General features: G+C 72.4%; 23 protein-coding genes, 1 tRNA gene and 1 pseudogene. 20 read left to right on the top strand and 5 right to left on the bottom strand.

The features are described from left to right. The first annotated feature begins 287 nt into the window (after positions 1-287). Positions 288-929 (top strand): HhH-GPD-type base excision DNA repair protein, encoded by a 642-nt coding sequence (locus ACWD4P_RS03310; RefSeq protein WP_359829725.1) that lies wholly within the window; start codon positions 288-290, stop codon positions 927-929. Positions 930-972: 43 nt separating this feature from the next. After that, positions 973-1,257, top strand: a complete 285-nt coding sequence (locus tag ACWD4P_RS03305) for a DUF2087 domain-containing protein (RefSeq protein WP_359829724.1) — start codon at positions 973-975, stop codon at positions 1,255-1,257. A 133-nt stretch (positions 1,258-1,390) separates the two neighbouring features. On the opposite strand, the gene ACWD4P_RS03300 is transcribed toward ACWD4P_RS03305, so the two are convergent. Next, on the bottom strand, positions 1,391-2,920 hold the full coding sequence (locus ACWD4P_RS03300; RefSeq protein WP_449778443.1) for an MFS transporter: 1,530 nt from the start codon (positions 2,918-2,920) through the stop codon (positions 1,391-1,393). A gap of 108 nt (positions 2,921-3,028) precedes the next feature. Between ACWD4P_RS03300 and ACWD4P_RS03295 the strand changes: the two genes are divergently transcribed. Continuing rightward, the gene (locus tag ACWD4P_RS03295; RefSeq protein ID WP_359820797.1) at positions 3,029-4,006 is read left to right on the top strand and encodes a helix-turn-helix transcriptional regulator; all 978 of its coding nucleotides are present in this window, start codon (positions 3,029-3,031) and stop codon (positions 4,004-4,006) included. A 116-nt stretch (positions 4,007-4,122) separates the two neighbouring features. Here the strand turns inward: ACWD4P_RS03295 and ACWD4P_RS03290 are convergent, their stop codons facing one another. Next, positions 4,123-4,641, bottom strand: coding sequence for a YbhB/YbcL family Raf kinase inhibitor-like protein (locus ACWD4P_RS03290; RefSeq protein ID WP_359820799.1), 519 nt, complete (start codon positions 4,639-4,641; stop codon positions 4,123-4,125). A 103-nt stretch (positions 4,642-4,744) separates the two neighbouring features. On the opposite strand from ACWD4P_RS03290, the gene ACWD4P_RS03285 reads away from it, so the two are divergent. Beyond that, positions 4,745-5,533: a rhomboid family intramembrane serine protease gene (locus ACWD4P_RS03285; RefSeq protein ID WP_449778393.1), complete on the top strand. Its 789-nt coding sequence runs from the start codon at positions 4,745-4,747 to the stop codon at positions 5,531-5,533. Between the two features lie 121 nt (positions 5,534-5,654). Next, positions 5,655-6,821, top strand: a complete 1,167-nt coding sequence (locus tag ACWD4P_RS03280) for a hypothetical protein (RefSeq protein ID WP_449778392.1) — start codon at positions 5,655-5,657, stop codon at positions 6,819-6,821. A 62-nt stretch (positions 6,822-6,883) separates the two neighbouring features. On the opposite strand, the gene ACWD4P_RS03275 is transcribed toward ACWD4P_RS03280, so the two are convergent. Continuing rightward, entirely contained in the window at positions 6,884-8,443 is a 1,560-nt protein-coding gene (locus tag ACWD4P_RS03275; RefSeq protein ID WP_449778391.1) for a helicase HerA-like domain-containing protein, read from the bottom strand. A gap of 192 nt (positions 8,444-8,635) precedes the next feature. Between ACWD4P_RS03275 and ACWD4P_RS03270 the strand changes: the two genes are divergently transcribed. Together ACWD4P_RS03270 and ACWD4P_RS03265 are read left to right on the top strand one after the other, a co-directional pair. Continuing rightward, positions 8,636-8,932 (top strand): type II toxin-antitoxin system VapB family antitoxin, encoded by a 297-nt coding sequence (locus ACWD4P_RS03270; protein ID WP_030061387.1) that lies wholly within the window; start codon positions 8,636-8,638, stop codon positions 8,930-8,932. Between the two features lie 272 nt (positions 8,933-9,204). Further along, positions 9,205-9,882, top strand: coding sequence for a LytR C-terminal domain-containing protein (locus tag ACWD4P_RS03265; protein WP_359820863.1), 678 nt, complete (start codon positions 9,205-9,207; stop codon positions 9,880-9,882). A 95-nt stretch (positions 9,883-9,977) separates the two neighbouring features. Here the strand turns inward: ACWD4P_RS03265 and upp are convergent, their stop codons facing one another. After that, positions 9,978-10,613: a uracil phosphoribosyltransferase gene (gene upp, locus ACWD4P_RS03260; protein WP_049650159.1), complete on the bottom strand. Its 636-nt coding sequence runs from the start codon at positions 10,611-10,613 to the stop codon at positions 9,978-9,980. 195 nt (positions 10,614-10,808) lie between these two features. Here upp and ACWD4P_RS03255 point away from each other — a divergent pair, with 195 nt between their 5' ends. The 8 genes from ACWD4P_RS03255 to ACWD4P_RS03220 all read left to right on the top strand — a co-directional run bounded on the left by ACWD4P_RS03255 (position 10,809) and on the right by ACWD4P_RS03220 (position 15,907). Then, complete coding sequence (locus ACWD4P_RS03255; RefSeq protein ID WP_049650158.1) at positions 10,809-11,012, top strand: hypothetical protein; 204 nt, start codon at positions 10,809-10,811, stop codon at positions 11,010-11,012. Between the two features lie 325 nt (positions 11,013-11,337). Continuing rightward, positions 11,338-11,895, top strand: a complete 558-nt coding sequence (locus tag ACWD4P_RS03250) for a tRNA adenosine deaminase-associated protein (RefSeq protein ID WP_449778390.1) — start codon at positions 11,338-11,340, stop codon at positions 11,893-11,895. 50 nt (positions 11,896-11,945) lie between these two features. Further along, entirely contained in the window at positions 11,946-12,476 is a 531-nt protein-coding gene (tadA, locus tag ACWD4P_RS03245) for a tRNA adenosine(34) deaminase TadA (RefSeq protein ID WP_359820811.1), read from the top strand. A 67-nt stretch (positions 12,477-12,543) separates the two neighbouring features. Then, positions 12,544-12,630 (top strand) — tRNA-Ser (locus ACWD4P_RS03240). Between the two features lie 497 nt (positions 12,631-13,127). After that, positions 13,128-13,292, top strand: coding sequence for a hypothetical protein (locus ACWD4P_RS03235; protein WP_359820813.1), 165 nt, complete (start codon positions 13,128-13,130; stop codon positions 13,290-13,292). 111 nt (positions 13,293-13,403) lie between these two features. Continuing rightward, positions 13,404-13,697 carry a Dabb family protein gene (locus tag ACWD4P_RS03230; protein ID WP_359820815.1) on the top strand — a complete coding sequence of 98 codons (294 nt, stop codon included), beginning with the start codon at positions 13,404-13,406 and terminating at the stop codon, positions 13,695-13,697. Between the two features lie 314 nt (positions 13,698-14,011). After that, complete coding sequence (locus ACWD4P_RS03225; RefSeq protein WP_449778389.1) at positions 14,012-14,857, top strand: RNA polymerase sigma factor SigF; 846 nt, start codon at positions 14,012-14,014, stop codon at positions 14,855-14,857. Positions 14,858-15,001: 144 nt separating this feature from the next. Continuing rightward, complete coding sequence (locus ACWD4P_RS03220; RefSeq protein WP_359820818.1) at positions 15,002-15,907, top strand: RNA polymerase sigma factor SigF; 906 nt, start codon at positions 15,002-15,004, stop codon at positions 15,905-15,907. A gap of 457 nt (positions 15,908-16,364) precedes the next feature. On the opposite strand, the gene ACWD4P_RS03215 is transcribed toward ACWD4P_RS03220, so the two are convergent. Then, positions 16,365-16,691, bottom strand: a complete 327-nt coding sequence (locus ACWD4P_RS03215; RefSeq protein ID WP_449778388.1) for a tyrosine-protein phosphatase — start codon at positions 16,689-16,691, stop codon at positions 16,365-16,367. Positions 16,692-17,104: 413 nt separating this feature from the next. Between ACWD4P_RS03215 and ACWD4P_RS03210 the strand changes: the two genes are divergently transcribed. From ACWD4P_RS03210 to ACWD4P_RS03190, 5 genes and pseudogenes are all read left to right on the top strand, one after another. After that, on the top strand, positions 17,105-19,471 hold the full coding sequence (locus tag ACWD4P_RS03210; RefSeq protein ID WP_359820824.1) for a hypothetical protein: 2,367 nt from the start codon (positions 17,105-17,107) through the stop codon (positions 19,469-19,471). Between the two features lie 113 nt (positions 19,472-19,584). After that, the gene (gene pelF, locus ACWD4P_RS03205; RefSeq protein ID WP_359820827.1) at positions 19,585-21,099 is read left to right on the top strand and encodes a GT4 family glycosyltransferase PelF; all 1,515 of its coding nucleotides are present in this window, start codon (positions 19,585-19,587) and stop codon (positions 21,097-21,099) included. A 73-nt stretch (positions 21,100-21,172) separates the two neighbouring features. After that, positions 21,173-22,699, top strand: a complete 1,527-nt coding sequence (locus tag ACWD4P_RS03200; RefSeq protein WP_449778387.1) for a hypothetical protein — start codon at positions 21,173-21,175, stop codon at positions 22,697-22,699. 161 nt (positions 22,700-22,860) lie between these two features. Then, the gene (locus ACWD4P_RS03195; protein ID WP_359820832.1) at positions 22,861-23,853 is read left to right on the top strand and encodes an SDR family NAD(P)-dependent oxidoreductase; all 993 of its coding nucleotides are present in this window, start codon (positions 22,861-22,863) and stop codon (positions 23,851-23,853) included. Between the two features lie 75 nt (positions 23,854-23,928). Beyond that, positions 23,929-24,630: pseudogene (locus tag ACWD4P_RS03190) on the top strand (nucleotidyltransferase family protein); the annotation flags it as partial. Positions 24,631-24,685: the final 55 nt, after the last annotated feature.

Below are 24,685 nucleotides of genomic sequence, written 5' to 3'. Positions count from 1 at the left end.
ACCACCGGCACCGCCGGCATCACGGGGGCCGACCGCGATCGCTCGTCCCCGGCGGTGCCGGTGCGGCGCACGGGCGCGGGCAAAAAATATTCCGCACCACCCCGCCGCCGGCCCGCCACGCCGTCGCCTCGGCCCCCGGCAACCGCTCCGCCAACGAACAAAGCAGCTCTGCCAAGGCCTTGAACAGACAAGACTTCCCCCGCTACGGGCGTGTTGACCGCGTACGCCAACGCCGCTTCCACCAGACTGGGCGCCGACCCGACGTCAACTCCGAGGAGGGCAAGCCCATGAACGTCACCGTTCGGCTCGCACAGCAGCCCGAGGCCGACGAGCTGCTCGGACGCAGCGCGCTCGCCGCGCTCGTCGGCATGCTGCTGGACCAGCAGGTCCCGATGGAGTGGGCGTTCACCGGCCCGCTGACCATCGCCCAGCGCCTCGGCCACGACGACCTGGACGCCCACGAGATCGCCACCTACAACCCGGAGGAGTTCGTCGCGCTCCTCTCCGCGAAGCCCGCGGTCCACCGCTACCCGGCCGCGATGGCCAAACGGGTGCAGCAGCTCTGCCAGTTCCTCGTCGCGCAGTACGACGGGGACGCCGCCGCGCTGTGGAAGAACGTCCGCACCGGCAAGGAGCTGCTCAGCCGGCTCAACGCCCTGCCCGGCTTCGGCAAGCAGAAGTCGCAGATCTTCCTGGCCCTGCTCGGCAAGCAGTACGGGGTGCGGCCGGAGGGCTGGCGTGAGGCGGCGGGGGCGTACGGCGAGGAGGGCTCGCACCGCTCGGTGGCCGACATCACCGGCCCCGAATCACTCACCCTGGTAAGGGAGTTCAAGCAGGAGACGAAGCGCGCCGCGAAGGAGGCCAAGGCCGCCGCCAAGCCGCGCACCACCACCCGCGCGACCGTCGCCGCCCCGACCGGCGCGCGCTGAAAACCGGTTGCCCGGACCGGCTCCGCCGGGTGACGCTCCCGGCATGACCGCAACCACCTCGGCCCGACCGGACGTGTCCGCCCTCTTCGGCCCGGACGGGCGGCTGATCGCCGTCCCCCGCAGGGCAGCCCGCCGGGAGCAGCTGCTGGTCCACCTCGCCGGCACGCTGTTCGAGCCCGACCGCGCCTACACCGAGGCCGAGGTCAACGCCGTACTGCGCACCGTGCACGACGACGCCCCCGCCCTGCGCCGCTACCTCGTCGAGGCGGGCCACCTCGCCCGCCCCAGGGACGGCAGCAGCTACCGGCTGGTCCCCGGGCCCCGCTGAGGCCTTCCCGCCCGGGCGCCGCCGCGGCCGCCGCGCGGACCGCACGCGGGGCGGCCGGCTCCCCCGGTACGCGACGCGGGCCCCGGCCGCGACGTGCGACCGGGGCCCGGGGCCCGGGGGCGGAACCTGCCCGTCAGAGCAGAACGGGCTCCCGCTCCTCCTCCGCACCGGACACGGCTCCGGAGCCGGACGCGGAGCCGGACGCGGCCCCGGACGCGGAGCCGGAGCCGGCCACGGCCGCCTTGCGCCGCCGCGGCAGCGCGAACATCAGCAGGAAGACCGCGAGCAGCACCCCGACGACCCACCACATCGCGTGCACGAAGGCCCCGCCGAACGCCGTCCCGACCGCTTCCGGCGCGACCACGTCGTCCATCGCGCCGAAGAAGGCCACCGACACCAGTCCGAGCCCGAGCGCGTTGCCCACCTGCTGCACCGTGTTGATCAGCCCGGACGCCGAACCGGCGTGCTCGTGCGGCACCTCCGCCAGCACCGCGTCGGTGAGCGGCGCGACGATCAGCCCCATGCCGAGGCCCATCACCACCAGCGGCAGCACCATCTGCCACGCGGTGATCGCCGTCCCGTACCGGTCCGCCTCCCAGATGTAGGCGAGCACGCCCGCCGCCATCACCAGCGCGCCGGTCTGCAGCACCTTCCGCCCGAACCGCGGCACCAGCTTCTGCACCGAGAGTCCGGCGGCCACGGAGACCGCGATCGAGAACGGGATGCCGGTCGCACCGGCCTTGAGCGGGCTCCAGCCCAGCCCCAGCTGCATGTAGAGGGTCCAGACCAGGAAGTAGATGCCGAGCGCCACGCCGAAGGCCAGCTGCACGCAGATCCCGGCCGCGAAGGACTTCACCCGGAACAGCGCCAGCTCCACCAGCGGCGAGCCGTCCCGCCGCGTCTTGACCTTCTCGTACGCCACGAACAGCGCGAACACCGGCAGGCTCCCGGCCATCGACAGGTGGCCCCAGAACGGCCAGCCGGCCTCCCGGCCGTGGGTCAGCGGGTAGATCAGCATCAGCAGGCCGAGGCTGGCCAGCGCCACGCCCACCAGGTCCAGCTTCAGCGCCCTGTCGGCCTTCGACTCGTCGATGAAGCGGCGGCCGAGCAGCAGCCCGGCGATGCCGACCGGCAGGTTGATCAGGAAGATCGGGCGCCAGGCCAGGCCGAACAGGTCCCACTCGGTGAGCAGCGCGCCGATCATGGGGCCGGAGACCGCGCCCAGCCCGACCACCGCGCCGAACATGCCGAACACCTTGCCGCGCTCCTCCGCCGGGAAGGTCGCGTGGATGATCGACAGCACCTGCGGCACCATCAGCGCCGCCGTTCCGCCCTGGAGCAGCCGGGTCGCAACCAGCATCTCGGGGCCGGTGGCCAGTCCGCACAGTGCCGAGGCCAGCGTGAAGCCGCCGATGCCGATCAGGAACACCCGCTTGCGGCCGTGGATGTCGCCCAGCCGGCCGCCGGTGATCAGCCCGATCGCGAAGGCCAGCGCGTAGCCGCCGGTGACCCACTGGATGGTGCCGAAGGAGGCACCGGTGTCCTGCTGGATGCTCGGGATGGCGATGTTGACGATGGTGACGTCCACCAGGTCCATGAAGGAGGCGACCATCACGATCGCCAGCGCGATCCACCTCCGCCGGTCCGCTGCCGGGGTGCTCATTCCGTACTCCTCTTTCCTGCCCACGTCCACGACGCTCTTCTCCACGACCGCGACGGTACGGGCCATGTAGGTCAGAAGCTGTCCCACTTGGTCCGGCATGCTGGAGGCATGACCGACACCCCGGCCCGGCTGCTGAGCCTGCTGTCCCTGCTCCAGACCCCGCGCGAGTGGCCCGGCAGCGAGCTCGCCGAGCGGCTCGGCGTCAGCCCCCGCACCATCCGCCGCGACATCGACCGGCTGCGCGAGCTCGGCTACCCGGTGCGGGCCAGCATGGGCGCGGACGGCGGCTACCGGCTGGTCGCGGGCACGGCGATGCCCCCGCTGCTGCTGGACGACGAGGAGGCGGTGGCCATCGCGGTCGGGCTGCGGGCGGCCGCCGGGCACGCCGTGGTCGGCATCGAGGAGGCCTCGGTACGGGCACTCGGCAAGCTGCTCCAGGTGCTGCCGGGCCGACTGCGGCAGCGGGTCGGCACGCTCAACTCCGCGACCGTGCCGCTGCTCACCGGGGACGGTCCGACCGTCGACCCGGAGGACCTCACCGTGCTCGCCCGCGCCGTCACCTCCCGGGAACGGCTGCGCTTCGGCTACCGGGCGTACGACGGCGCCGAGACCAGGCGGCAGGTCGAGCCCGAGCGGCTGGTCTCGGTCGGCCGCCGCTGGTACCTGGTCGGCTACGACCTGGACCGCGAGGACTGGCGGCTCTTCCGGGTCGACCGGGTGAGCGGCCCGGCCACCACCGGCGTCCGCTTCACCCCGCGCCCGCTCCCCGCCGAGGACGCCGCCGCGTACGTGGCGGGCAAGCTGCGCCGCCCGTCACCGGGCGGCGCCGTGGTCGCCACCGTGCACGCCCCGGCCGAGCGGGTCCGCCACGGCCTGCGGCCGGGCGACACCGAGGCCGAGGTCGAGCCGATCGACGAGCACAGCTGCCGGTTCCGCTCCCGCTCGGAGTCGCTGGAGTGGACGGCGATGCGGCTGCTGGCGCTGGACTGCGCCTTCGAGGTGCACGAGCCGCCGGAGCTGCGCGAGCACCTGCGCGGGCTCGCCGCCCGCGCCCGGCACGCGGCGGGGGACCAGGCCCGGGCGTAGACGGCGACCCGGTACCAGCCGTCGCCGGAGCGGAACCGGGCCACGCCGTCCCGGCCACGGACCGCGAAGCCGAGCGGCAGCCGGACCTCGACCGGCCGCTCGGGCACCGCCGAGGATCAGACCCCGTACTCGGCGGTCAGCAGCGCCCGGCCGATGGTGTGGAACGTGAGGTTGAAGCCCACCTGGGCCGGCGGGGCGTCAGCGGCGACGCCCAGCTTCTCCACGTCCAGCGCGTGCACCGCGAAGACGTAGCGGTGCGGGGCGCCGGGCGGCGGGGCGGCGCCGTCGTAGCGGTTGCCCGGGAAGTCGTTGCGGCCGTGGAAGGAGGCCTCGCCGGGCAGGTCGGCGTCCGAGGAGCCGGCGCCGCGCGGCAGGCCGGTGGTGTCGGCGGGCAGGTCGAGGGCGAGCCAGTGCCACCAGCCGGAGCCGGTCGGCGCGTCCGGGTCGTAGCAGGTGACCGCGATGCTCCGGGTGCCCTCCGGCAGGCCCGACCAGGTCAGCTGCGGCGAGAGGTTGCCGCCGGCGTGGATGAACTCCGCGTCCAGCGTGCCGCCTTCGGTGACGTCCTGACTGCTCAGCCGGAAGGACGGCACCTGCGGCAGGAACTCGTACGGCAGTGGCGCGCGCTCGCTCATGGGTCTGTCACCTCTCAACGGGCCGTCGACGGCCGTGGACTGACCGTCACGGGTCACTGTAACGGGGTGCACGGGCGGTCCCGCCGCCCCTAGAGTCTGGGCCATGGCCTCGGAGCACAGCAGCAGTACGACGAGCACGCTCGACCCCGTCAAGATGATCGCCGACGCCCGTCGGGCGCTGTTCACCATGGTCGGGGTGCTGGCCGCGATCTGGCTGGTCCAGCTGGTGAACTGGATGGACGACTACGACCTCGGCAAGCGGTTCGGCATCATCCCGCAGGACGTCACGCGGCTGCCGAACGTCGTCACCGCGCCGTTCCTGCACTGGAACTGGGCGCACCTGGAGGCCAACTCCGGCCCGCTGTTCGTCTTCGGCTTCCTGGCGGCCTACCGCGGGGTGAGGAAGTTCCTCGGCCTGACCCTGCTGGTCGCCCTGACCAGCGAGCTGAGCTCCTGGGTGTTCGACAGCCCCAACCGGATCAGCGCGGGCGCCAGCGGCGTGGTGTTCGGCTACTTCGGCTACGTGGTGCTGCGCGGGGTCTTCGACCGCAACCTGATCGACACCCTGATCGGCGTGGTGCTCGGCGCCTCCTACGCGTACATGGTCACCGGCGCGCTGCCCGGTGTCGCCCCGGGCATCAGCTGGTCGGCCCACCTGGGCGGCCTGGTCGGCGGCCTGGCCGGCGCCTGGATCTTCCGCAGCCGCACCCCGCGCCCGGCCGCGGCCGGCCCCTCGGCCGAACCGTCGGCGGCGCCCACGACCACGTTCCCGGCCAGGTCGGCCAAGTCCGGCACGTCGGCCGGGTCCGGCACGTCGGCCAAGCCGGCCGCCACGAACCCCGACAGCCCCAACGCCGCGCTGCTCAAGGAGCTCGACGACCTGGGCCTGTAGCCCGCCCGGCCCGCGGCACCACCCGGACGGGGCATCCCCGCCCGGGTGGTCAGGTATAGACCAATCCGACCCCTGCGGCTAGCGTGGGCGGCTCACCCTCCCCCAGCTCCGGAGCCGCACCGTGGAGTCGTCCGTCCTCGCCTTCGCCACCGACCTGCTCGACGAGGGCGCCGACACCTTCTTCGGGAACCTCACCGAGCGCGCCGGGGTCGGCGGCGTCACCCTCGCCTCGGTCTACCACGAAGCCCGCGACGTCTTCCCGCACAACCCCCGCCGGGTGGTCCGCTACCTGGAACCGGGCGCGGCGTACTTCCGCCCCGACCCGGTCCGCTGGCTGGGCCGCCGCCTCGCGCCCGTGCCGTCCACCGCGATCGGCGAGCGCGACCCCTTCGCCGAGGCCGCCGAGCAGGCCCGCCGCCGCGGCCTGAAGCTGCACGCCTGGACGGTCTTCTGCCACAACGACCGGCTCGGCTTCGCCCACCCGGACTGCGCCCCGGCCAACGCCTTCGGCGACCGCCACCTCACCGAGCTCTGCCCCGCGAACCCGGAGGTCCGGGAGTACGCGCTGACCCTGGTCGCCGAACTGGCCCGGTACGGCGTGGACGCGATCCGCGCCGAGTCCCTGCACTTCCACGGGCTGCGCCACGGCTACCACCACGAGCGGTACTTCGAGGAGCTGGGCCCGACCGCCGAGGCCCTGCTCGGGGTCTGCTTCTGCCCGCACTGCCGCGCCGCCGCCACCCGCGCCGGCGTCCCCGCCGAGGAGGTGGCCGAGGCGGTCCGCGCCGAACTGCGCCACCGACTGGCCGACGAGTCCGCCGCCGCCGAGCCCGCCGACCTGAGCGCCCTGGCCGACGGCGCCTTCGCCGCCTACGTGGACGCCTCGGCGGCCACCGTCACCTCGCTGGCCGCCGAACTCACCGAGCAGGCCCGCCGGCACGGCATGCGGCTGAGCTTCATGGACGGCGGCGGCCCCGGCAGCGGCTGGCTCGCCGGCATCGACCTGCCCGCCCTCGCGCAGGTCACCGACCAGGTCGAGACCCTCGGCTACGCGAGGACCCCGGAGGCGGTCCGGGAGAAGATCGCCGCGTTCGCCCTGCACGGCGTCCGCCCGCAGTCCATGGCGGTGATCCTGCGCCCGATGTCCTCCGACTGCGACGGCCCGGAGAACCTCGCCGCCAAGATCACCACGCTGCGCGAACTCGGCGTCCCCGAGGTCGAGTTCTACCACTACGGCCTGATGCGGCTGTCCTCCCTGGACCGGATCGGCGCCGCCCTCTCCGGCTGAGGCGCCGCCGCCTCCTGCTGAGTCCCCCCTCTCCGACCGGGTCACCGCCCTTTCCGACCGGGTCACCGCCGCCGCTTGGACGTCCCGAACAGGCTGCGCGAGATCTCCTGCCCGAGCTGCTTGCCGGCCGAGCGCGCGAAGGACTTCACGGTCGGGTTGCTGAGCAGCGAGCCCAACAGCCCGCCCGCCCCCTTGGCTTCCTCCCGCCGCGGCGCGGGCTCGGCGGGTGCCTGCGGGGGCGGCTCGACCGGCGCCGGCTCCGGCCGGGGTGCGCGCGCCGCCAGCTTCTCGTACGCCGACTCCCGGTCGATCGCGTCCCGGTAGCGCGCCGTCAGCGGTGAGGCGTCCACCACCGCCCGCAGGTCCGCCGCCCCGATCGGCCCCATCAGCGACTGCGGCGCCCGCAGCCTGGTCGCCGCCACCGGCGTCGGCGCGCCCTTCTCGGAGAGGACGGTGACGACGGCCTCGCCGGTGCCCAGCGAGGTGAGCACCGCACCGAGGTCGTACGAGGAGCGCGGGAAGGTCGAGACGGTGGCCTTGAGCGCCTTGGCGTCGTCCGGGGTGAAGGCGCGCAGCGCGTGCTGCACCCGGTTGCCCAACTGCGCCAGCACGTCGGACGGGACGTCCCGCGGGGTCTGGGTCACGAAGAAGATGCCGACGCCCTTGGAGCGGATCAGCCGCACGGTCTGGGTGATCGCCTCCAGGAAGGCCTTGGAGGCGCCCTTGAACAGCAGGTGCGCCTCGTCGAAGAAGAAGACCAGCTTGGGCTTGTCGGGGTCGCCGACCTCGGGCAGCTCCTGGTAGAGGTCGGCGAGCAGCCACATCAGGAAGGTCGAGAACAGCCGCGGCCGGTCCTGCACCGCGGGCAGCTCCAGCACCGAGACCACGCCCCTGCCGTCCGGGGCGGTCCGCAGCAGCTCGGCGGTGTCGAACTCGGGCTCGCCGAAGAACGCCCCGGCGCCCTCGTTCTCCAGCACGGTGAGCGCCCGCAGGATCACCCCGGCGGTGGCCGGCGAGAGCCCGCCGATGGTCCGCAGCTCCTCCTTGCCCTCGGGCGAGGTGAGGAAGGCGATCACCGCGGTGAGGTCCTTGAGGTCGTACAGCTCCAGGCCCTTGGCGTCGGCGTAGTGGAAGACCAGGCTGAGCGAGGACTCCTGGGTCTCGTTCAGGTCGAGCACCTTGGACAGCAGCAGCGGCCCGAAGCTGGTGACGGTGGCCCGGATCGGGATGCCGTCGCCCTGCCCGCCCAGCGCGTAGAACTCGGCCGGGCAGCCCTGCGGCGCCCACTGCTGGCCCACCTCGGCGGCCCGGGCGCCGGTCCGCTCGCTCGGCGTCCCGGGCGCGGCGACGCCGGAGACGTCCCCCTTGACGTCGGCGAGGAACACCGGCACGCCCTGGCCGGAGAGCTGCTCGGCGATCAGCTGGAGGGTCTTGGTCTTCCCGGTGCCGGTGGCCCCGGCGACCAGCCCGTGCCGGTTGAGCACGCCGAGCGGGACGCGCACCTGGGCGTCCGGGTACGCGGTGCCGTCCAGCAGCACCGCCCCGAGGTCGAGGGCCGGACCGGTGAAGGCGTACCCGTCGGCGATCTCCCGGACGGTCGGCGGGGTGGTGTCGGAGTCCATCGGTGCACACTCCTGAGCGGATCGGAACGCTTCGGAACGCTTCGACATCGGCACGGAACCCGATCGGCCCGGGGCGATGTTCGCGACATTTCCCATCAAACAGCTGCATTCGCCCACTCGCAGTTCACACCGGCGCGCGTGGCGGAGCCGCGGCTGCTGCGCCATCCGCCGCCCAAACGGTAGGCTTTCCGTGTGATCTTCAAGCGCATCGGCAATGGGCGGCCGTACCCGGATCACGGCCGGACGAGCACCCGCCAGTGGGCTGACGTCGCCCCGCGTCCGGTGCGACTCGACCAGCTGGTGACCACCAAGGGCCAACTCGACCTCGAAACCCTTCTGGCCGAGGACTCGACCTTCTACGGGGACCTGTTCGCCCACGTGGTGAAGTGGCACGGCGACCTCTACCTGGAGGACGGCCTGCACCGGGCCGTCCGGGCCGCGTTGCAGCAGCGCCAGGTGCTGCACGCCCGCGTCCTCGAAATGGAGTGACGGACCCCCACCACGGGGACCGTCGGACCGCCACGGGCTCTCCGGACCGCCCCCTCGCCACCTGGCGGAGGGCGGTCCGCGCGTACCCGGGTACCCCCTTTCGGGTACCGGCGTACGCCAGATGATGATCGTTTAGTACCTTCGAGGCCGTACGGCACTACGCTGCTGACTACGGCCGCGACCAGGGGATTCCGCCCGCACCGGGGAGTCCCCACCCGGCCGATCCGTCATCCCGACCCCGCCCTGGTACGAGGGGGAGACAAACCGTGAGCATGTTGACTCCCCGAGGCCTCAAGGGGAAGCAGTACCGCGTCACCGGCAACACCTACCCGCGACTGGGCCGGCCTCCGAAGAAGAGCCGCAAGGTGATCGCCGCGCTCGCCGGCCTGCTCGCCCTGGCCCTGGTCGCGCTCGGCGGCGTGCAGCTGTACGACATCTTCACCGGCAGGAACAAGAACACCTCGGCACAGGCCTGCGCGACCCCGTCCGGCAAGGCGCTGGCCGCCCCGACACCGGGCGCCACCCCGGGCGATCCCGCCGCCGCGGCCGCCGCCGCGCAGGGCGACCCGCATGCCGTCCCGCAGCCCTCCGCGGTCACCGTGAACGTCTACAACGCCACCACCAAGGCCGGTCTGGCCGGCCGGACGGCCGAGGACCTCAAGAAGCGCGGCTTCGTCATCGGCAAGGTCGGCAACGCCCCGGCCGAGCTGGACAAGAAGGTGCCCGGCACCGCCCAGGTGATCGCCGGCCCGGCCGGCGCCGGCGCGGGCACCCTGGTCGGCTCGCAGATCGCCGGGGCCGCCGTCACCGCCGACGCCCGCACCGACGGCAGCGTGGACTTCGTGATCGGCGACAGCTACAACGCCCTGCTGGACGAGACCCAGGCGGCCGCCGCCCTCGCGCTGGCCACCAAGCCCTCCCCCACCCCGGCCCCCAGCGGCAGCTGCTGACACCCCGCCCGACGACGGAGAGAGCCCCCGGCAGACGCAGTGCCGGGGGCTCTCGGTGTTCGGTGGCTCGGGCGGGGAGGCTCGGGCGGGGAGGCTCAGCCGGCCGTGCCGTACAGCCGGTCGCCCGCGTCGCCCAGGCCGGGGACGATGTAGCCGTTCTCGTTGAGCCGCTCGTCCACGGCGGCGGTGACGACGGTGACCGGCAGTCCTGCCAGCTCCCGCTCCATCACCTCGACGCCCTCGGGGGCGGCCAGCAGCACCACGGCGGTGACGTCGGTGGCACCGCGCTCGATCAGCATCCTGATCGCGGCGACCAGCGTGCCGCCGGTGGCCAGCATCGGGTCGAGCACGTAGACCTGGCGGCCGGAGAGGTCGTCCGGCATCCGGGTGGCGTAGGTGGAGGCCTCGAGGGTCTCCTCGTTGCGGACCATGCCGAGGAAGCCGACCTCGGCGGTCGGCAGCAGGCGGGTCATCCCGTCCAGCATGCCGAGGCCGGCCCGCAGGATCGGGACCACCAGCGGGCGCGGGTAGCTGAGCCGGGTACCCAGCGTGACCGCCACGGGCGTGGTGATCTCCACCTCGTCGGTGCGGACGTCCCGGGTGGCCTCGTAGGCGAGGAGGGTCACCAGTTCGTCGGTCAGGCGACGGAAGGTCGGCGAGTCGGTGCGCTCGTCGCGCAGGGTGGAGAGCTTGTGGGCGACCAGGGGGTGGTCGACGACGTGGAGACGCATGTATCGAGGTTAGCCCGGTCCTGGACGGGTGTACGACCCGCCGTGCCCGCCCGGGCGCCGGTCCGGGTGACGGATCGGTGACACGCCGTGACCCGGGGCGAATGTCCGGACGGAAGTGCCTCCTGTGGTATCAACCGGGCCGTTCTGGGAATGTCACGTCTTATGACGAGCAACCCGAACCCTGGGGACGGCTCGATGGACGAGCCCGTCGACGGGGTGGGCCGCAGCCCGGGCCCGCCGTACGACCACCCGGAGACCGAGGCGGAGCGCCGCAAGCGGCGGGCCGTCTTCCTGCGCGAGCTCACCGAGGCCCGCGAGCTGCGGGAGCGGGTCCAGCCCCGGCGGACCAAGGAACGGCGGATGCGCGAGGCGATGCGGATGCGAACCTTCCGGATCTGACACGGCCCGACGACCCTCCGCACCGACCTGACGGGATCCTGACGCGCACCCCGGCGCGGGGAGCACCGGGGGCCCGGAAGGGAGCCGGGGCGGCCCGGACGGGCGTTCGGAGCAAATTTCGACCGGCTTCGGACCGTCCTGACCCGACTTCCCCCTCCGCCACCCGGCCCTTCCGACACGACCTGCGAAGACGCGCTGCCGAACACCCCCCGCGAGGGCGGGCTTTCTGTCACGATTCCGATGGGACGGTCCGAACAAGCGGACCGCCTCTGGCGCGGGGGCGGCCAGATTTCGCGCTGCCCGTGCGCGCCGACAGCCGAGACCGATGATCTTGGGAGTGTCCCTGGTGGCGTACTTCGCTGCAGTGCTTGCTCGCACCGAGGACGGGTGGGATGTGAGCGAGACGGAGCTCGACGACGTCGAAACCCTGGCCGATCTGGCCGATCTGGCCCGCGACTCCACCCAGGACGACGACAGCGTCCTGATCTTCATCGAACAGGAGGACGCCTGGTTCGCCATCGTCCGCGTGGACGGCGAGGAGGACCCGCGGATCTTCGTGTCGGACGGCGCCGCGGCCGCCCGCAGCTCCTACGGGTCCGTCCTCACCGACGAACTGGTCGACCAGGCCGGCGAGAGCGAGTTCGGCGACCTCGACCACCTGCTGGACGAGGCCGAGGAGGCCGCGGAGCAGGACGAGGAGGACGCCGAGACCCCCGGCGGCGTCCCGGTCGGCCCGCTCGGCGACGCCCACCTGCTCACCGAGTTCGGCCTCGCGGCAGACGAGCTGCTGGCGCTCAGCGGCGAGGGCGCGGTGCCGGGCGACGCCCTGGAGGAGATCGCCGAGGCCCTGGGCTGCGGCGAGGTCCTGGAGGCCGTCCGGTAGCGGGTCCGGTCGTGCCGGTGTCCACCACCGGATACCCGACACTGGATGCCATGCAGCCCGCCGCATCCACCCCGCCGACCGTCCCGCACGTCCCCCCGCTGCCCGCCCCCGTCCGCCCCGACCCGGTGCGCGACCGCTGGACGGCGCCGATGCGCCTCGCCATCGCCGAGGCCGCGCTGGCGCCGGCCACCGGGGACGTCCCGGTCGGGGCGCTCGTCCTGGGCCCGGACGGCGAGGTGATCGGACGCGGCCACAACGAGCGCGAGGCGGTCGGCGACCCGACCGCGCACGCCGAGGTGGTCGCGATCCGGCAGGCCGCCGAGGCGGTCGGGGAGTGGCGGCTGAGCGGCTGCACACTGGTCGTCACACTGGAGCCGTGCACCATGTGCGCCGGCGCCATCGTGCTGTCCCGGATCGACCGGGTGGTCTACGGCGCCCTCGACGAGAAGGCCGGCGCGGCCGGCTCGCTCTTCGACGTGATGCGCGACCGCCGGCTCAACCACCGCCCCGAGGTGGTCTGGGGGGTCCTCGCGGAGGAGTGCGGCGAACAGCTGCGGGCCTTCTTCGACACCCACCGCTGAGGCCCCGCCGACCGCCGGGGCGATACGGATTTCGTGACTGCGCCACCCCTCCGGTAGAGTTCCTCTCGGTAGCGTGTCCGAGCGGCCAAAGGAGCACGCCTCGAAAGCGTGTGTGGGGGCAACTCCACCGTGGGTTCGAATCCCACCGCTACCGCTCGAAAGCCCGAGGGCCCGTCCGATCCGGACGGGCCCTCGGCGTTTCCCCCTCCGCCACGTCCGGGCCGGGCACGGAAACGGTGCGGAGACGGTGCGGAGGCGGGCACAAAAAAGGGCTCCGTACCCCGGGCCGATGACCACCGGTGCCCGGTCCGTACGGAGCCTGGAGGGGGGAGCGGCTCGGGGGGACTGACCGCTCCCCCGGCGGAGTCCCACAACCGGCGCCGCGTCGGGGGGAAGCCGCGACGGCCGGTCCCACAGCGGGGAGCTCCGGATCCATGCACCGGGGATTCCTGCCAGATCCTCGGTACGTCCTCCATCCTGCCGCCCGGCCCGCGACGCGGCACCCGGAGAAAGGCCCCACTCGCGGGGACCTTCGTCCCGCCGGCCGAACGCGTCGCACACTTGATAGCCCGTCCGGGTGGATAAGCTGCCCCCAGCAGGCCGCTCGGGGACCGGATGACGGCGGCCCACGGCTGGGAGGAAGGTCACCCGATGGCGCAGGCGAAGAAGATCGGCATGGCCCTCCTGTTCATCTTCGTGCTCTACTCGATCATCACCTCGCCCTCCCGCTCCGCCGAGCTGGTCCAGCTCGGGTTCGAGGGGATCTCGAACGCGGCCAAGGCGGTCGGCACCTTCATGACCGGCCTGATCAAGTGACGGCCCGATCGAGCGATGGTCTGATCGAGTGACGGACGGGCCGCGACCGGGCCGCACGCACCGGCTACGGTGAGCGGGACCCTCTGTCCCCGTCCGCGAGGAGCGGCAATCGTGATCCGCCACCTGGTCCTGTTCAAGCTCAACGAAGGCGTCAGCAAGGACGAAGAGCGCGTGCTCGCCGGCGCCAAGGCCTTCGACGCGCTCGGCGCGGTGATCCCCGAGCTGCGCGAGTGGGAGTGCGGCTGGAACACCACCGAACGCGACATCGCGTACGACTACGCGATCAACAGCCTGGTCGAGGACCGCGAGTCCCTCCAGGCCTACCTGACCCACCCGGACCACCAGGCGGCGGCCGGCCTCTGGCGCGAGTTCGCCACCTGGGTGATCGCCGACGTCGAGGTCTGAGCACCCGTCCGGCCCCACCCCGTTCCACCCCGTCCGTCCGGAGCCCGCACCGGGCCTTCCCCCGGACGGACCGCGGCGCCCCGTCCGGCCTCCGGACGGGGCGCCCTGCTACGTCCCGGAACGATCCTTGCGGCGCCTCGCCGGCCGGCCCGGGAAAGGTTGAACGGCCCACCAACACACCTCCGCCGGGTGCTTGCCCGACCTGTGCCCACCTTGTGATGCTATGACCGGTTTTGCCGGACATGGCGAGGTGATGAGCCAGCCGCGACACCCGATCCGCAGGGCCCGCCGATGACGACTTTGGGAGGGGTGAGGTGTCCGTGGACGAAGTGCTGGCTGCGATCACCAGCCCGGCCGGCGAGCTCCGCCCGGACCGGCTGCGCGGCCCCGGCGGCCGCCCCGCCGTGGACGTCCGGACGCTGACCCGGGTGCTGTTCGAGCGGCTCGCCGAGCTGCCCCCGGACGCCCCCGAACGGGAACGGGTCCGGGCCGCCCTGATCGAGGTCAACATCCCGCTGGTCCGCTACGCGGCGACCCGCTTCCGCAGCCGCAGCGAGCCGATGGAGGACGTCGTCCAGGTCGGCACCATCGGCCTGATCAACGCGATCGACCGCTTCGACCCCGGCCGCGGCGTCCAGTTCCCGACCTACGCGCTGCCGACCATCCTGGGCGAGATCAAGCGCTACTTCCGGGACAACGTCCGCACCATGCACGTCCCGCGCCGGCTCCAGGAGCTGTGGGTCCAGGTCAGCGGCGCGATGGAGGAGCTGACGGTGCTGCACGGGCGGGTGCCCAAGGTGCCCGAGATCGCCGCCAGCCTGCGGATCCCCGAGGAGGACGTGCGGGCCTGCCTGGACGCCGGGCGGGCGTACAACGCGGCGTCCCTGGAGGCCGCGCAGGAGCACGAGGGCGGGCTCGCCCTGCTCGACCGGCTCGGCTACGAGGACTCCGCGCTGGCCGAGGTCGAGCACCGGGACATGGTCCGCCACCTGCTGGTCCAGCTGCCCGAGCGGGAGCGGCGGATCGTGATGCTGCGGTTCTTCGCCAACCTGACCCAGTCCCAGATCAGCACCGAGCTGGGGATGTCCCAGATGCACGTGTCCCGGCTGCTCTCCCGGATCCTGACCAGGCTTCGGACCGGGAACTCCTGGGAAGACTGAGATTGCAGCCAGTTACCCCGGCGTGACATCTTGCGACGTTCGGGTTTGCCGTGGACCGTGTTCCGGTATGGAGGGGGAAGGCCCTCGCCGGGAACCACCGCGCGACGGCCCCCGTTCAACTGACAGTCACAAGGGGGTGGGTGCATGTCCGGAGAGCTGGGCACTGCGGAGATCCACGCTGGCCAGGCCAACGGCACGGCCGTCGTCGAGGACCTGGTCCCGCGGCAGCGGGCCGAACCTGTCCGGCCGCCCGGCCCCGACACGGGAACGGACGCGCCGCCCGGCTCCGGGCTGGACACCCGGACGCTCTCCCGCTCGCTGTTCCTGCGGCTGGCCGCGCTGGACCCGGGGAGCACCGAGCACACCTACGTCCGCGACACCCTGATCGAGCTCAACCTGCCGCTGGTCCGGTACGCCTCGGCGCGCTTCCGCAGCCGCAACGAGCCGATGGAGGACATCGTCCAGGTCGGCACCATCGGCCTGATCAAGGCGATCGACCGGTTCGACCCGGAGCGCGGGGTGGAGTTCCCCACCTTCGCGATGCCCACCGTGGTCGGCGAGATCAAGCGCTTCTTCCGGGACACCAGCTGGTCGGTCCGGGTTCCGCGCCGGCTCCAGGAGCTGCGGCTGGCGCTCACCAAGGCCGGCGACGAGCTCTCCCAGCGCCTGGACCGCTCCCCCACCGTCGCCGAGCTGGCGGCCTGCCTGGGGGTCAGCGAGGAGGACGTGGTCGAGGGCCTCGCGGTCGGCAACGCGTACACCGCCAGCTCGCTCGACTCCAGCACCGGCGAGGAGGACAGCGACGGCCCGCTGGCCGACCGGCTCGGCTACGAGGACCTCGCGCTCGAGGGCGTCGAGTACCGGGAGTCGCTCAAGCCGCTGCTGGCCAAGCTGCCGCCGCGCGAGCGCCGGATCATCATGCTGCGGTTCTTCGGGAACCTGACCCAGTCGCAGATCGGCGAGGAGATCGGGATCTCCCAGATGCACGTCTCCCGGCTGCTCACCCGGACGCTCACCCAGCTGCGCGAGGGGCTGATCAACGAGGGCTGAACCTCCCTCCGGGGGGCCGGGCCTCCGTGCCCGGCCTCCGTGCCCGGCCCCCAGCCCGGCTCCCCGCCCGGCTCCCCGCCCGGCTCCCTGTCGCCCTCCGTGACCGCCCCCGGGTCGTCCGGCAGGTTGGCGCGCACCCCGGCCCGCACCTCGTCGTCCACCCCGAGGGCGGCCGGCAGCAGTGCGGCGGCCCGGCCGTGCAATCCCCGCCGTCGAGTGGTGGAACAGCGGCGACGACTCCTGACGGCCTGCCAGGCGCCTCATCAGACGCGCGGAAACATCCGGCGCGCTCGGATCCGTGACGGACCATCCGTAGAGGCCGGGCCATCGGCCCGACGGCCCGGCCGCCGCCGGGCGGCTCCGCACCGGCGCCCCGGCCCGGGATCGGCCGGCACGTGGCGGACCAGCCGAGAGAACATGTCGAACTCCGCCGCCAGCAGCGGTACATGATGAAGTATCACGCAGTCGAGCGCGCGTCCGGACCTGTCGCGCGGACCTCGCCCGTGCTCCGCGGGTCCACCGCGCCGCGCAGGCCGAGCGCGCCGAGCCGTCCGACGTCGTCGTCGGCGGCGGCGGCGGCGGTGACATGGTTCAGGCCATCACCGCGCAGGGCCACCCCGCGCCGGAAAATCCGCCCGTCAACTGCCCGGCGCCCGACCGGATCCCGGGCATTCGGCGCGCCGCGCAATCCGAGGCCACGTCCGACCAGCGGCGTTCCGCGTGGCTCCGGTGACGCATTCCGTACGCTCGGGAATCCCCCGGACTCGCTATGCTGATCGACCACGTGAGCACCTCCATTGCATATTCGGACTGTCACATGGCACAGCGGCGCCCGATATTGCATGAACCTGCCCAACGGGGCGGCGAGATGTGCAAGAGTGTCATGCGCAACGGCGACAGTGCAGGTGTCCCGCCCGCCCCACTGGGCCCCACCGTCGGTAACCGCGCGTAGCACTCAGCTTCCGGTTTTTCATTTTCAATTCATTATTTGCGCCGCCGGTACGGTTCCGGTCACAATCAGCGCCTTCATGGCCTCACCATGAACGTTGGTAACAGGTTCGCTGCACTCTCGCCCAATTGGTCCCCCGCACCGGCGTCCCTCGACCAGGATGGGCCCGGGCAGCCTGCTGCCCGCGAACAGCTACACGGCAGGCGAGCGCCGAGCAGCGCGACGTCTGCACCAAGGGGAGGATCACCATGGGTCGAGCGACCCGAAGAGTCGCCGCGTGCGCGGCGGCAGTCCTGCTGGCCAGCGGCTTGCAGACCACCCTGGCCCACGCCGACACCACGCCGCCCAGGATCGACCTCACCGTCCTGGTCGTCGACGACGGAGGCCCGTCCGTCGCTGCCATCACCGCCGAGCTGAAGAGCCAGGGCACGCCCTACAAGGTCGTCAGCCTCAACGACCCCAACCGCCCCGTCATCAACTCGGCTTTCCTGAGCGACACGGTGAACGGCCTGCCCCGGGGGAAGTTCCAGGGCATCGTGCTGCCCAACGAAAACCCCTTCCCCAACAGTGCCGCCGAGATGACGGCGATCGCGACGTACGAAGCCGCATTCAGCGTCCGCCAGATCGACGCCTACACGTGGGCCAACCCCGGAGTCGGCCTGAACTACGCCCAGAATCCCGGATTCGTGGGCACTCTCGACGGATTCCAGGGCGCCACCACCGCGGCCGGAACTTCGGGCCCGTTCGGGTACCTCAAGGGCAGCGTCCCGTTCGAGGACAACGACCCGAACGTCAGCGAGAGCTACGGCTACCTGGCCACTCCGCTCGCCAGCCTGCCGGCCGGCGCCTCGTTCGTTCCGCTGGTCGACGCGCCGATACCCAGCACGACCGCCCGTGGTTCCCTGGTCGGCGAGTACACCCACGACGGCCGCAAGGAACTGGTCGTCACGTTCGTCTACAACCAGTACCAGCAGCAGTACCGCCTGCTGGCCCGCGGCATGGTCGACTGGCTCACCCAGGGCGTCCACCTCGGCTACGACCGCAACTACTTCGCCACCCACGTGGACGACGTCTTCCTGGCCGACGACCGCTGGGACACCGTGCTCAAGTGCACCCCCGGCGACGTCACCTGCCCGCCCGGCACCCCGGACACCGCCAGCCCGATCCGGATGACGGTCGACGACGCCAACCACCTCAAGCAGTGGCAGACCGCCAACAACTTCACCCTGGACATGGTGTTCAACGGTGGCGGCAGCGAGGACTGGAAGGCCGACCACCAGACCACGGTGGACCCGACGGCGAACCAGATGATCGCCGACCAGACCAGCTACCGGTGGGTCAACCACACCTACACCCACCCGTACCTGGGCTGCGAGCAGAACGTCACCGTGGTGCCGTGGGTCTGCACCAAGAACACCGCGGGCGCCACCGTCTGGGTCGACCAGAGCACCATCTCCGGCCAGATCAAGAACAACTTCGACTGGGCCGCCGCGAACGGCCTCCAGGTCGACCCGCAGACCCTGGTCACCGGTGAGCACTCCGGGCTGCTGACCGCGCCGCAGGAGACGAGCGACAACCCGAACCTGGCGCCGGCGCTGGTCGCCAACGGCATCAAGTTCACCGCCAGCGACGCCTCCCGGGAGACCGGCCAGCGCGCCGTCGGCTCGTCCGTGCTGACCGTGCCGCGGTACCCGATGAACGTCTTCTACAACGCCGGCACGGCGAAGGAGGAGGCCGACGAGTACAACTGGATCTACACCAGCAAGGCCAACGGCGGCAGCGGCGTCTGTGAGAACAACGCCAACTCCACCTGCCTGTCCCAGCCGCTGGACGTCAACACCGGCTACCAGTCGTACATCGTGCCGCTGGAGGCCCGGATCGACCTCGGCCACGTGCTGAACAACGACCCGCGCCCGCACTTCGTGCACCAGTCGAACCTGTCCGAGGACCGCATCCTGTACCCGGTGCTGGAGAAGATCCTCGGCACCTACCGCTCGCTGCACGCGGACAGCGCCCCGATCGTGAACCTGAGCCAGCGCGAGATCGGCCAGGAGTTCCAGCGCCGCGCGGCCTGGAACAACGCCCTCGCCTCCGGCCAGGTCACCGCCTACCGGATCGGCGGCACCGTCACCGTCAACGCGCCGGCCGGCGTTCAGATCCAGGCCACCATGCCGACCGGAACTGCTCAGAAGCTGGCCATCGGAACGGGCGGGTTCGGTTCGTCCTACGCCGGTAGCCTCTCGGGTTGGGTGTCCCCGGGCGCGCTGCAGAGCAGCGTCACCCTGCAGCTGCCGTCCGCGCCGGCCGCCCCGGCCGCCGTCGCGCCGAGCGTCGCGGCCAAGTCCGTCCCGGCGCCCGCGCCGGCGGACAAGAAGGTCGTGCCGCAGGGTGTCGCCACCCCGGTCCCGGTGGGCCCGAGCGACACCACCCGCAAGCCCGCTCCGTCCCTGGTCCCGGGTAGTGGAACCCCGGTGCCCGGCAAGGATGTCGCCGCTGGCAACATCGGTCGGGGCGGCGACGGCCACCAGGGCGACACGGCCGCGAAGAAGAACGGCAAGGCCTCTGGGGGGACGGCCACGCCGAGCAGCACCACCGGACGCTCCGGCAACCGGTAACCGGTACCACCGCCGCCGGCGGGGTCGGGCCGGTCGCCCGGCCCGGCCCCGCCACGGCTCCCGTTCCGGTCATCCAGGCCGGAACCGACGCAAGAACAGGAGGGGGGACAGGAATGCGCGTCACCCTGCTCACCGAGGGGACGTATCCGCACCAGCACGGCGGCGTGAGCGTCTGGTGCGACCAGCTCGTCCAGGGCATGCCGGACGTCGAGTTCGACGTCATCGCCGTCACCGGAACCGGGCACGAACCACTGGCCTGGGAGCTGCCCGCCAACGTGCGGTCGGTCACCACCGCCCCGCTGTGGGGACCGGCCTCGGAGGGCCGTCCGCCCCGCGGCAAGGAGATGCGGCGTTTCCTCAACGCGTACGAGCGCTTCCTGCACTCCATCCTCGACCCGGTCTACACCACCCACTTCGGCACCGAGCTGTACAACTTCGCCGACCTCGCCCGGCACGGGGTGCTCAGCCCGGCGCTGCGCAGCGAGCGGGCGCTGCGCACCCTCCAGCACGTCTGGACCCGCGACTACCTGCCGACCGCGGTCTCGCGGCCCACCCTGCACGACGCCCTGAACGCCACCGACCTGCTGGAGCACGCCCTGCGGCCGCTCTCGGTCGAGCCGCCCAAGGACGGCGTCGCGCACGCGGCCAGCGGCGGGCTCGCCACCCTGCCGGGGCTGATCGCCGCCCAGCAGTACGGCGTACCGTTTCTGCTGACCGAGCACGGCATCTACCTGCGCGAGCGCTACCTCGGCTACCGCACGGGCCCCTACCGCTGGCCGGTCAAGGCGCTGCTGCTCGGCTTCTACCGGATGCTCGCCGAGGAGAGCTACCGGCAGGCCGCCCTGGTCACCCCCGGCAACCGGTACAACCGGCGCTGGGAGGAGCGCGGCGGCACGCCGTCCTCGCACATCCGCACCGTCTACAACGGGGTGGACCCGGCGGCCTTCCCGCCCGCCGGCCCCGAACCCGAGACGCCGACCCTCAGCTGGGCCGGCCGGGTCGACCCGATCAAGGACCTGGAGACCCTGATCCGGGCCTTCGCCATCGTCCGGAAGGAGATCCCCGAAGCGCGGCTGCGGCTCTTCGGCGGCACTCCCAAGGGCGGCGAGGCGTACCGGGACGGCTGCATAGCCCTGGCCGCCGAGCTCGGCATAGCCGAGTCGGTGGCCTTCGAGGGCCGCGTCGCCGACATCACCGACGCGTACGCGGCGGGCAACGTGGTCATGCTGTCCAGCATCAGCGAGGGCTTCCCGTTCACCCTGATCGAGGCGATGTCCTGCGGCCGCGCGACCGTCTCCACCGACGTCGGCGGCGTGCGCGAGGCCGTCGGCGACACCGGACTGGTCGTCCCGCCGCGCGAACCCGAGCCGATGGCGGCCGCCGCGATCGAGCTGCTGCGCGACGCCGAACGGCGCGCCCGGCTCGGCGAGGGCGCCCGGCTGCGGGTGATCGAGCAGTTCACCCTCCGCCAGAACATCGACGGCTTCCGCGGCATCTACACCGAACTCCTGGGCACCGCCCGCTGGATGCCCGGCGGCGTCGTCGCCGTGGCCGACCGGGTCCCCAGCCCCGACTGGGACCAGCAGCTGGCCGCCGCCCGCCCCGAGCCGAGCGAGGTGGGGGCGTGAGCGAGCGCAGAGAGCGAACCATGAACAGGCGCGCGTCCCGCGAAGCGGCCGCCGAGCACGGCGAGGTGGGGGCATGAGCGGTCCCCTGCGCCTGGTGCCGGACGAGGCCGGTCCCGAGCACACCATGCAGCTGCGCACCCTGCCGCTCAAGCGCCGCCGCCCCGCCCTGCCGGAGCCGGAGCCGGAGCCGGAGGACTCGCTCTACCTCTCCGCGGACCCGCTGGACGAGCTCGCCGAGCGCCTGCGCGACGTCTGCGCCGACGCCGTCCACCCCTACGAGATCGCGGCCTTCCTGGAGTCCGACGGCCTCTCGGACGAGCAGGCCGCCCTGCTGTACGGCCGCCCCGACGCGTTCACCGTCGCCGAGGAGCTGTTCGAGAAGGTCGAGCGCCGCTACCCCGGCCCGAGCTCCGAGTTCGCCAACCCGTGGCGGGCCGACCCCTGGCGCTGCGTGGTGCGCGGCCTGGTGTTCGCCCTGCCCGGGCTCGGCTACCTGCTCGGCGCCAACCTGTTCGCGACCACCCGGATGCGCTTCGGTCTGCCCTCGGGCATGCTCGCGCTGTCCGTCGCCACGCTGGTCAGCTGGGGTTTCAACCAGGCGCTGGCGCACCGCTCCTACCGCTGGCTGGGCCGGCTGCGCCGCCGCGAGGCCGCGCTCTGCCTGGCCGTCGGGGCTCCGGTCGGCGCGCTGGTCGCGGCCGCCGCCGCGTACGTGGTCGGCGGCCCGCTCGGGGCGTTGTGCTTCGCGGCCGGGCAGTCCTGCTACCTGGGCGCGGCCACCGTGCTGCTGGTGCTCGGGCGGGAGAAGTTCCTGCTGCTGGCGCTGGCCCCGGCCTCGGTCGGCGCGGGCGTGGTGCTGGCCGCGGACGTCCCGCAGCTGGTCCGCACGATCGTGCTGCTCGCCTCGCTGGCGCTGGCGGTCGGACTGGCCGTCCGGGAGCTGCTGGTCTGCATCCGCGGCGGCGAACGGGAGTCCGTCGAGCTGAAGCTGCCGGTCCGCCAGGAGGTCCCGCACCTGCTGTTCGGTCTGGCCTGCGGCGCGCTCACGCTGATCGCCGGCCTCGGCGGGACCATCCACGAGGCCGTGCAGACCGGCGGGCACCCCGCGCAGACGACGTCGACCACCCCGACCGGGCCGGCCATGATCGCGCTGACGCTCAGCCTGGGCCTCGCCGAGTGGCTGCTCTTCCGCTACCGGGCGCTGGCGGTGGCCGCGCTGCGCACCAGCCACACCAGCGGCCAGTTCTCCCGCCGCACCGGCGCGATCCTGCTCGGCTGCCTGTTCATCTACCTCACCACCGTGGCCGCGCTGGACGCCGCCGCGACCCTGCTGTGGCCCGGCGCCCCCGCGCTCGGTGTGCCGCAGCTCGGCGCGATGCTGCTCCTCGGCGGCTCGCTCTGGCTGGCGCTGCTGCTGAACGCCTTCGGGTTCAGCTGGAGCACCGCCCTCGTCTGTCTGGCCGCCGCGGTCGCCGAGAGCGCCGGGCTGCTGGCAGGTGCGGACCCGATCGTCCTGCAGCTGTTCGGCTGCGGGTCGGCCGCCGTCGTCCTCACCGCACTGGCCGGGCCCGCGCTCGGCCGCACCACCCAGCACCGCTGAACACGCACCATCCAGCACCGCTGTACACATCGAATATCCCGCACGCCTCCTTTCGCGTGCACCGCCGTACCCGCTCCACCTGAGACACCCATCGGGCCAACGGCGGCCGGTCACCGCAGAGACACCGGCCGCCCCGGCAGATCGAGAAAGCGAAAATCCGCATGAGCAGCGTCGCGGTTACCGGAGCCGAGGGCTTCATCGGCTCCCACCTCGTCGAGACCCTGGTCGCCGACGGGCACCACGTCCGCGCGATGGTCCAGTACAACTCCTTCTCGTCCTTCGGCTGGCTGGAGACCCTGTCCGAGGAGGTGCTGGACTCGGTCGAGATCGTCCTCGGCGACGTCCGGGACCCGGGCTCGGTCAACGGCCTGGTCAAGGGCACCGAGGCGGTCTACCACCTGGCCGCCCTGATCGCGATCCCGTACTCCTACCGCGCCCCCCACTCGTACGTGGACACCAACGTCACCGGCACCCTGAACGTGCTGGAGGCGGTGCGGCACCTGGAGATCCCCCGCCTGGTGCACACCTCCACCAGCGAGACCTACGGCACCGCGCAGACCGTGCCGATCACCGAGGACCACCCGATCAACACCCAGTCCCCGTACGCCGCCTCCAAGGCGGGCGGGGACCGGCTGGCCGACAGCTACCACGCCAGCTTCGAGACCCCGGTCGTCACCCTGCGCCCGTTCAACACCTTCGGCCCGCGCCAGTCGATGCGCGCCGTCATCCCGACCGTGATCGCCCAGGTCGCGGCCGGCCAGACCGAGATCACCCTCGGCGACCTCCGCCCGACCCGCGACTTCATGTTCGTCAAGGACACCGCCAACGCCTTCCGCACGGTGGGCACCGCGCCCGCCGACGCGGTGGTCGGCCGGACCTTCAACGCCGGCACCGGCGGCGAGATCTCGGTCGGCGACCTGGTCACCCTGGTCGGCAAGCTGATGGGCGTGGACCTGTTGGTGAAGGAGGACGAGCAGCGCATCCGTCCGACCAACTCCGAGGTCATGCGCCTGGTCGCGGACGCGACCCGGCTGCGCGAGGCCACCGGCTGGGCCCCGGCCTTCAGCCTGGAGCAGGGCCTGGAGCAGACCATCGAGTTCTTCCGCGACCCGGCCAACCTGGCCCGCTACAAGACCGACATCTACAACGTCTGACCCGCCGCACCCGATCTTGCTCGTCCTGGTACTCAAGGTTCGTGTCCTGCACATCCTTTCCGTGGGGGAATCACCATGCACGCAGTGATCCTGGCCGGCGGTAAGGGCGTCCGTCTCCGCCCGTACACCACCGCGCTTCCCAAGCCGCTCGTTCCGATCGGCGACCAGCACGCGATCCTGGAGATCGTGATGCGCCAGCTCGCCGCCGCGGGCTTCCAGAGCGTCACCCTTGCCATCGGCCACCTCGGCCACATCATCCGCGCCTACGTCGGCAACGGCTCCCAGTGGGGTCTCCGGGTCGGCTACGCCGTGGAGGACAGTCCGCTGGGCACCATGGGCCCGCTGCTCACGATGCAGGAGCGCCTGCCCGAGCACTTCCTGGTGATGAACGGCGACATCCTGACCGACCTGGACTTCGCCGGGGTGCTCAAGCACCACGAGGCGTCCGGCGCGCCGCTGACCATCGCCACCTACGCCCGCCAGGTCAAGATCGACTTCGGCGTGCTGACCGCCTCCGAGGGCACCATCACCGGCTTCCAGGAGAAGCCCAGCATCGACTACCGCGTCTCGATGGGCGTGTACGGCGTCTCCCGCTCGGCGCTCGCCAAGTACACCCCCGGCCTGCCACTGGGCTTCGACGAGCTGGTGCTGGACCTGCTGGCCGCCGGCACCCCGCCCTCCGCCTACGAGTTCGGCGGCTACTGGCTGGACATCGGCCGGCCCGACGACTACGACCGGGCCAACGCCGAGTTCTCCACCATCCGCCCGGTCCTGATGCCCTTCGAGTCGACCGGCACCACACCGGCCGTCGCGGAGCTGCCGATCCCGGCCG

The organism is Kitasatospora sp. NPDC002543, assembly GCF_053594915.1.
The sequence above is the reverse complement of the archived record's forward strand: the minus strand, read 5'-3'. Positions and strand labels throughout refer to the sequence as shown.

Excerpts from the sequence above, each read along its gene's own strand:
- ACWD4P_RS03310 (WP_359829725.1), top strand. The coding sequence starts at position 288 with ATGAACGTCACCGTTCGGCTCGCACAGCAGCCCGAGGCCGACGAGCTG.
- ACWD4P_RS03305 (WP_359829724.1), top strand. The coding sequence starts at position 973 with ATGACCGCAACCACCTCGGCCCGACCGGACGTGTCCGCCCTCTTCGGC.
- ACWD4P_RS03300 (WP_449778443.1), bottom strand. The coding sequence starts at position 2,920 with ATGAGCACCCCGGCAGCGGACCGGCGGAGGTGGATCGCGCTGGCGATC.
- ACWD4P_RS03295 (WP_359820797.1), top strand. The coding sequence starts at position 3,029 with ATGACCGACACCCCGGCCCGGCTGCTGAGCCTGCTGTCCCTGCTCCAG.
- ACWD4P_RS03290 (WP_359820799.1), bottom strand. The coding sequence starts at position 4,641 with ATGAGCGAGCGCGCGCCACTGCCGTACGAGTTCCTGCCGCAGGTGCCG.
- ACWD4P_RS03285 (WP_449778393.1), top strand. The coding sequence starts at position 4,745 with ATGGCCTCGGAGCACAGCAGCAGTACGACGAGCACGCTCGACCCCGTC.
- ACWD4P_RS03275 (WP_449778391.1), bottom strand. The coding sequence starts at position 8,443 with ATGGACTCCGACACCACCCCGCCGACCGTCCGGGAGATCGCCGACGGG.
- ACWD4P_RS03265 (WP_359820863.1), top strand. The coding sequence starts at position 9,205 with ATGTTGACTCCCCGAGGCCTCAAGGGGAAGCAGTACCGCGTCACCGGC.
- upp (WP_049650159.1), bottom strand. The coding sequence starts at position 10,613 with ATGCGTCTCCACGTCGTCGACCACCCCCTGGTCGCCCACAAGCTCTCC.
- ACWD4P_RS03255 (WP_049650158.1), top strand. The coding sequence starts at position 10,809 with ATGGACGAGCCCGTCGACGGGGTGGGCCGCAGCCCGGGCCCGCCGTAC.
- ACWD4P_RS03250 (WP_449778390.1), top strand. The coding sequence starts at position 11,338 with ATGATCTTGGGAGTGTCCCTGGTGGCGTACTTCGCTGCAGTGCTTGCT.
- tadA (WP_359820811.1), top strand. The coding sequence starts at position 11,946 with ATGCAGCCCGCCGCATCCACCCCGCCGACCGTCCCGCACGTCCCCCCG.
- ACWD4P_RS03235 (WP_359820813.1), top strand. The coding sequence starts at position 13,128 with ATGGCGCAGGCGAAGAAGATCGGCATGGCCCTCCTGTTCATCTTCGTG.
- ACWD4P_RS03220 (WP_359820818.1), top strand. The coding sequence starts at position 15,002 with ATGTCCGGAGAGCTGGGCACTGCGGAGATCCACGCTGGCCAGGCCAAC.
- ACWD4P_RS03210 (WP_359820824.1), top strand. The coding sequence starts at position 17,105 with ATGGGTCGAGCGACCCGAAGAGTCGCCGCGTGCGCGGCGGCAGTCCTG.
- pelF (WP_359820827.1), top strand. The coding sequence starts at position 19,585 with ATGCGCGTCACCCTGCTCACCGAGGGGACGTATCCGCACCAGCACGGC.
- ACWD4P_RS03200 (WP_449778387.1), top strand. The coding sequence starts at position 21,173 with ATGAGCGGTCCCCTGCGCCTGGTGCCGGACGAGGCCGGTCCCGAGCAC.
- ACWD4P_RS03195 (WP_359820832.1), top strand. The coding sequence starts at position 22,861 with ATGAGCAGCGTCGCGGTTACCGGAGCCGAGGGCTTCATCGGCTCCCAC.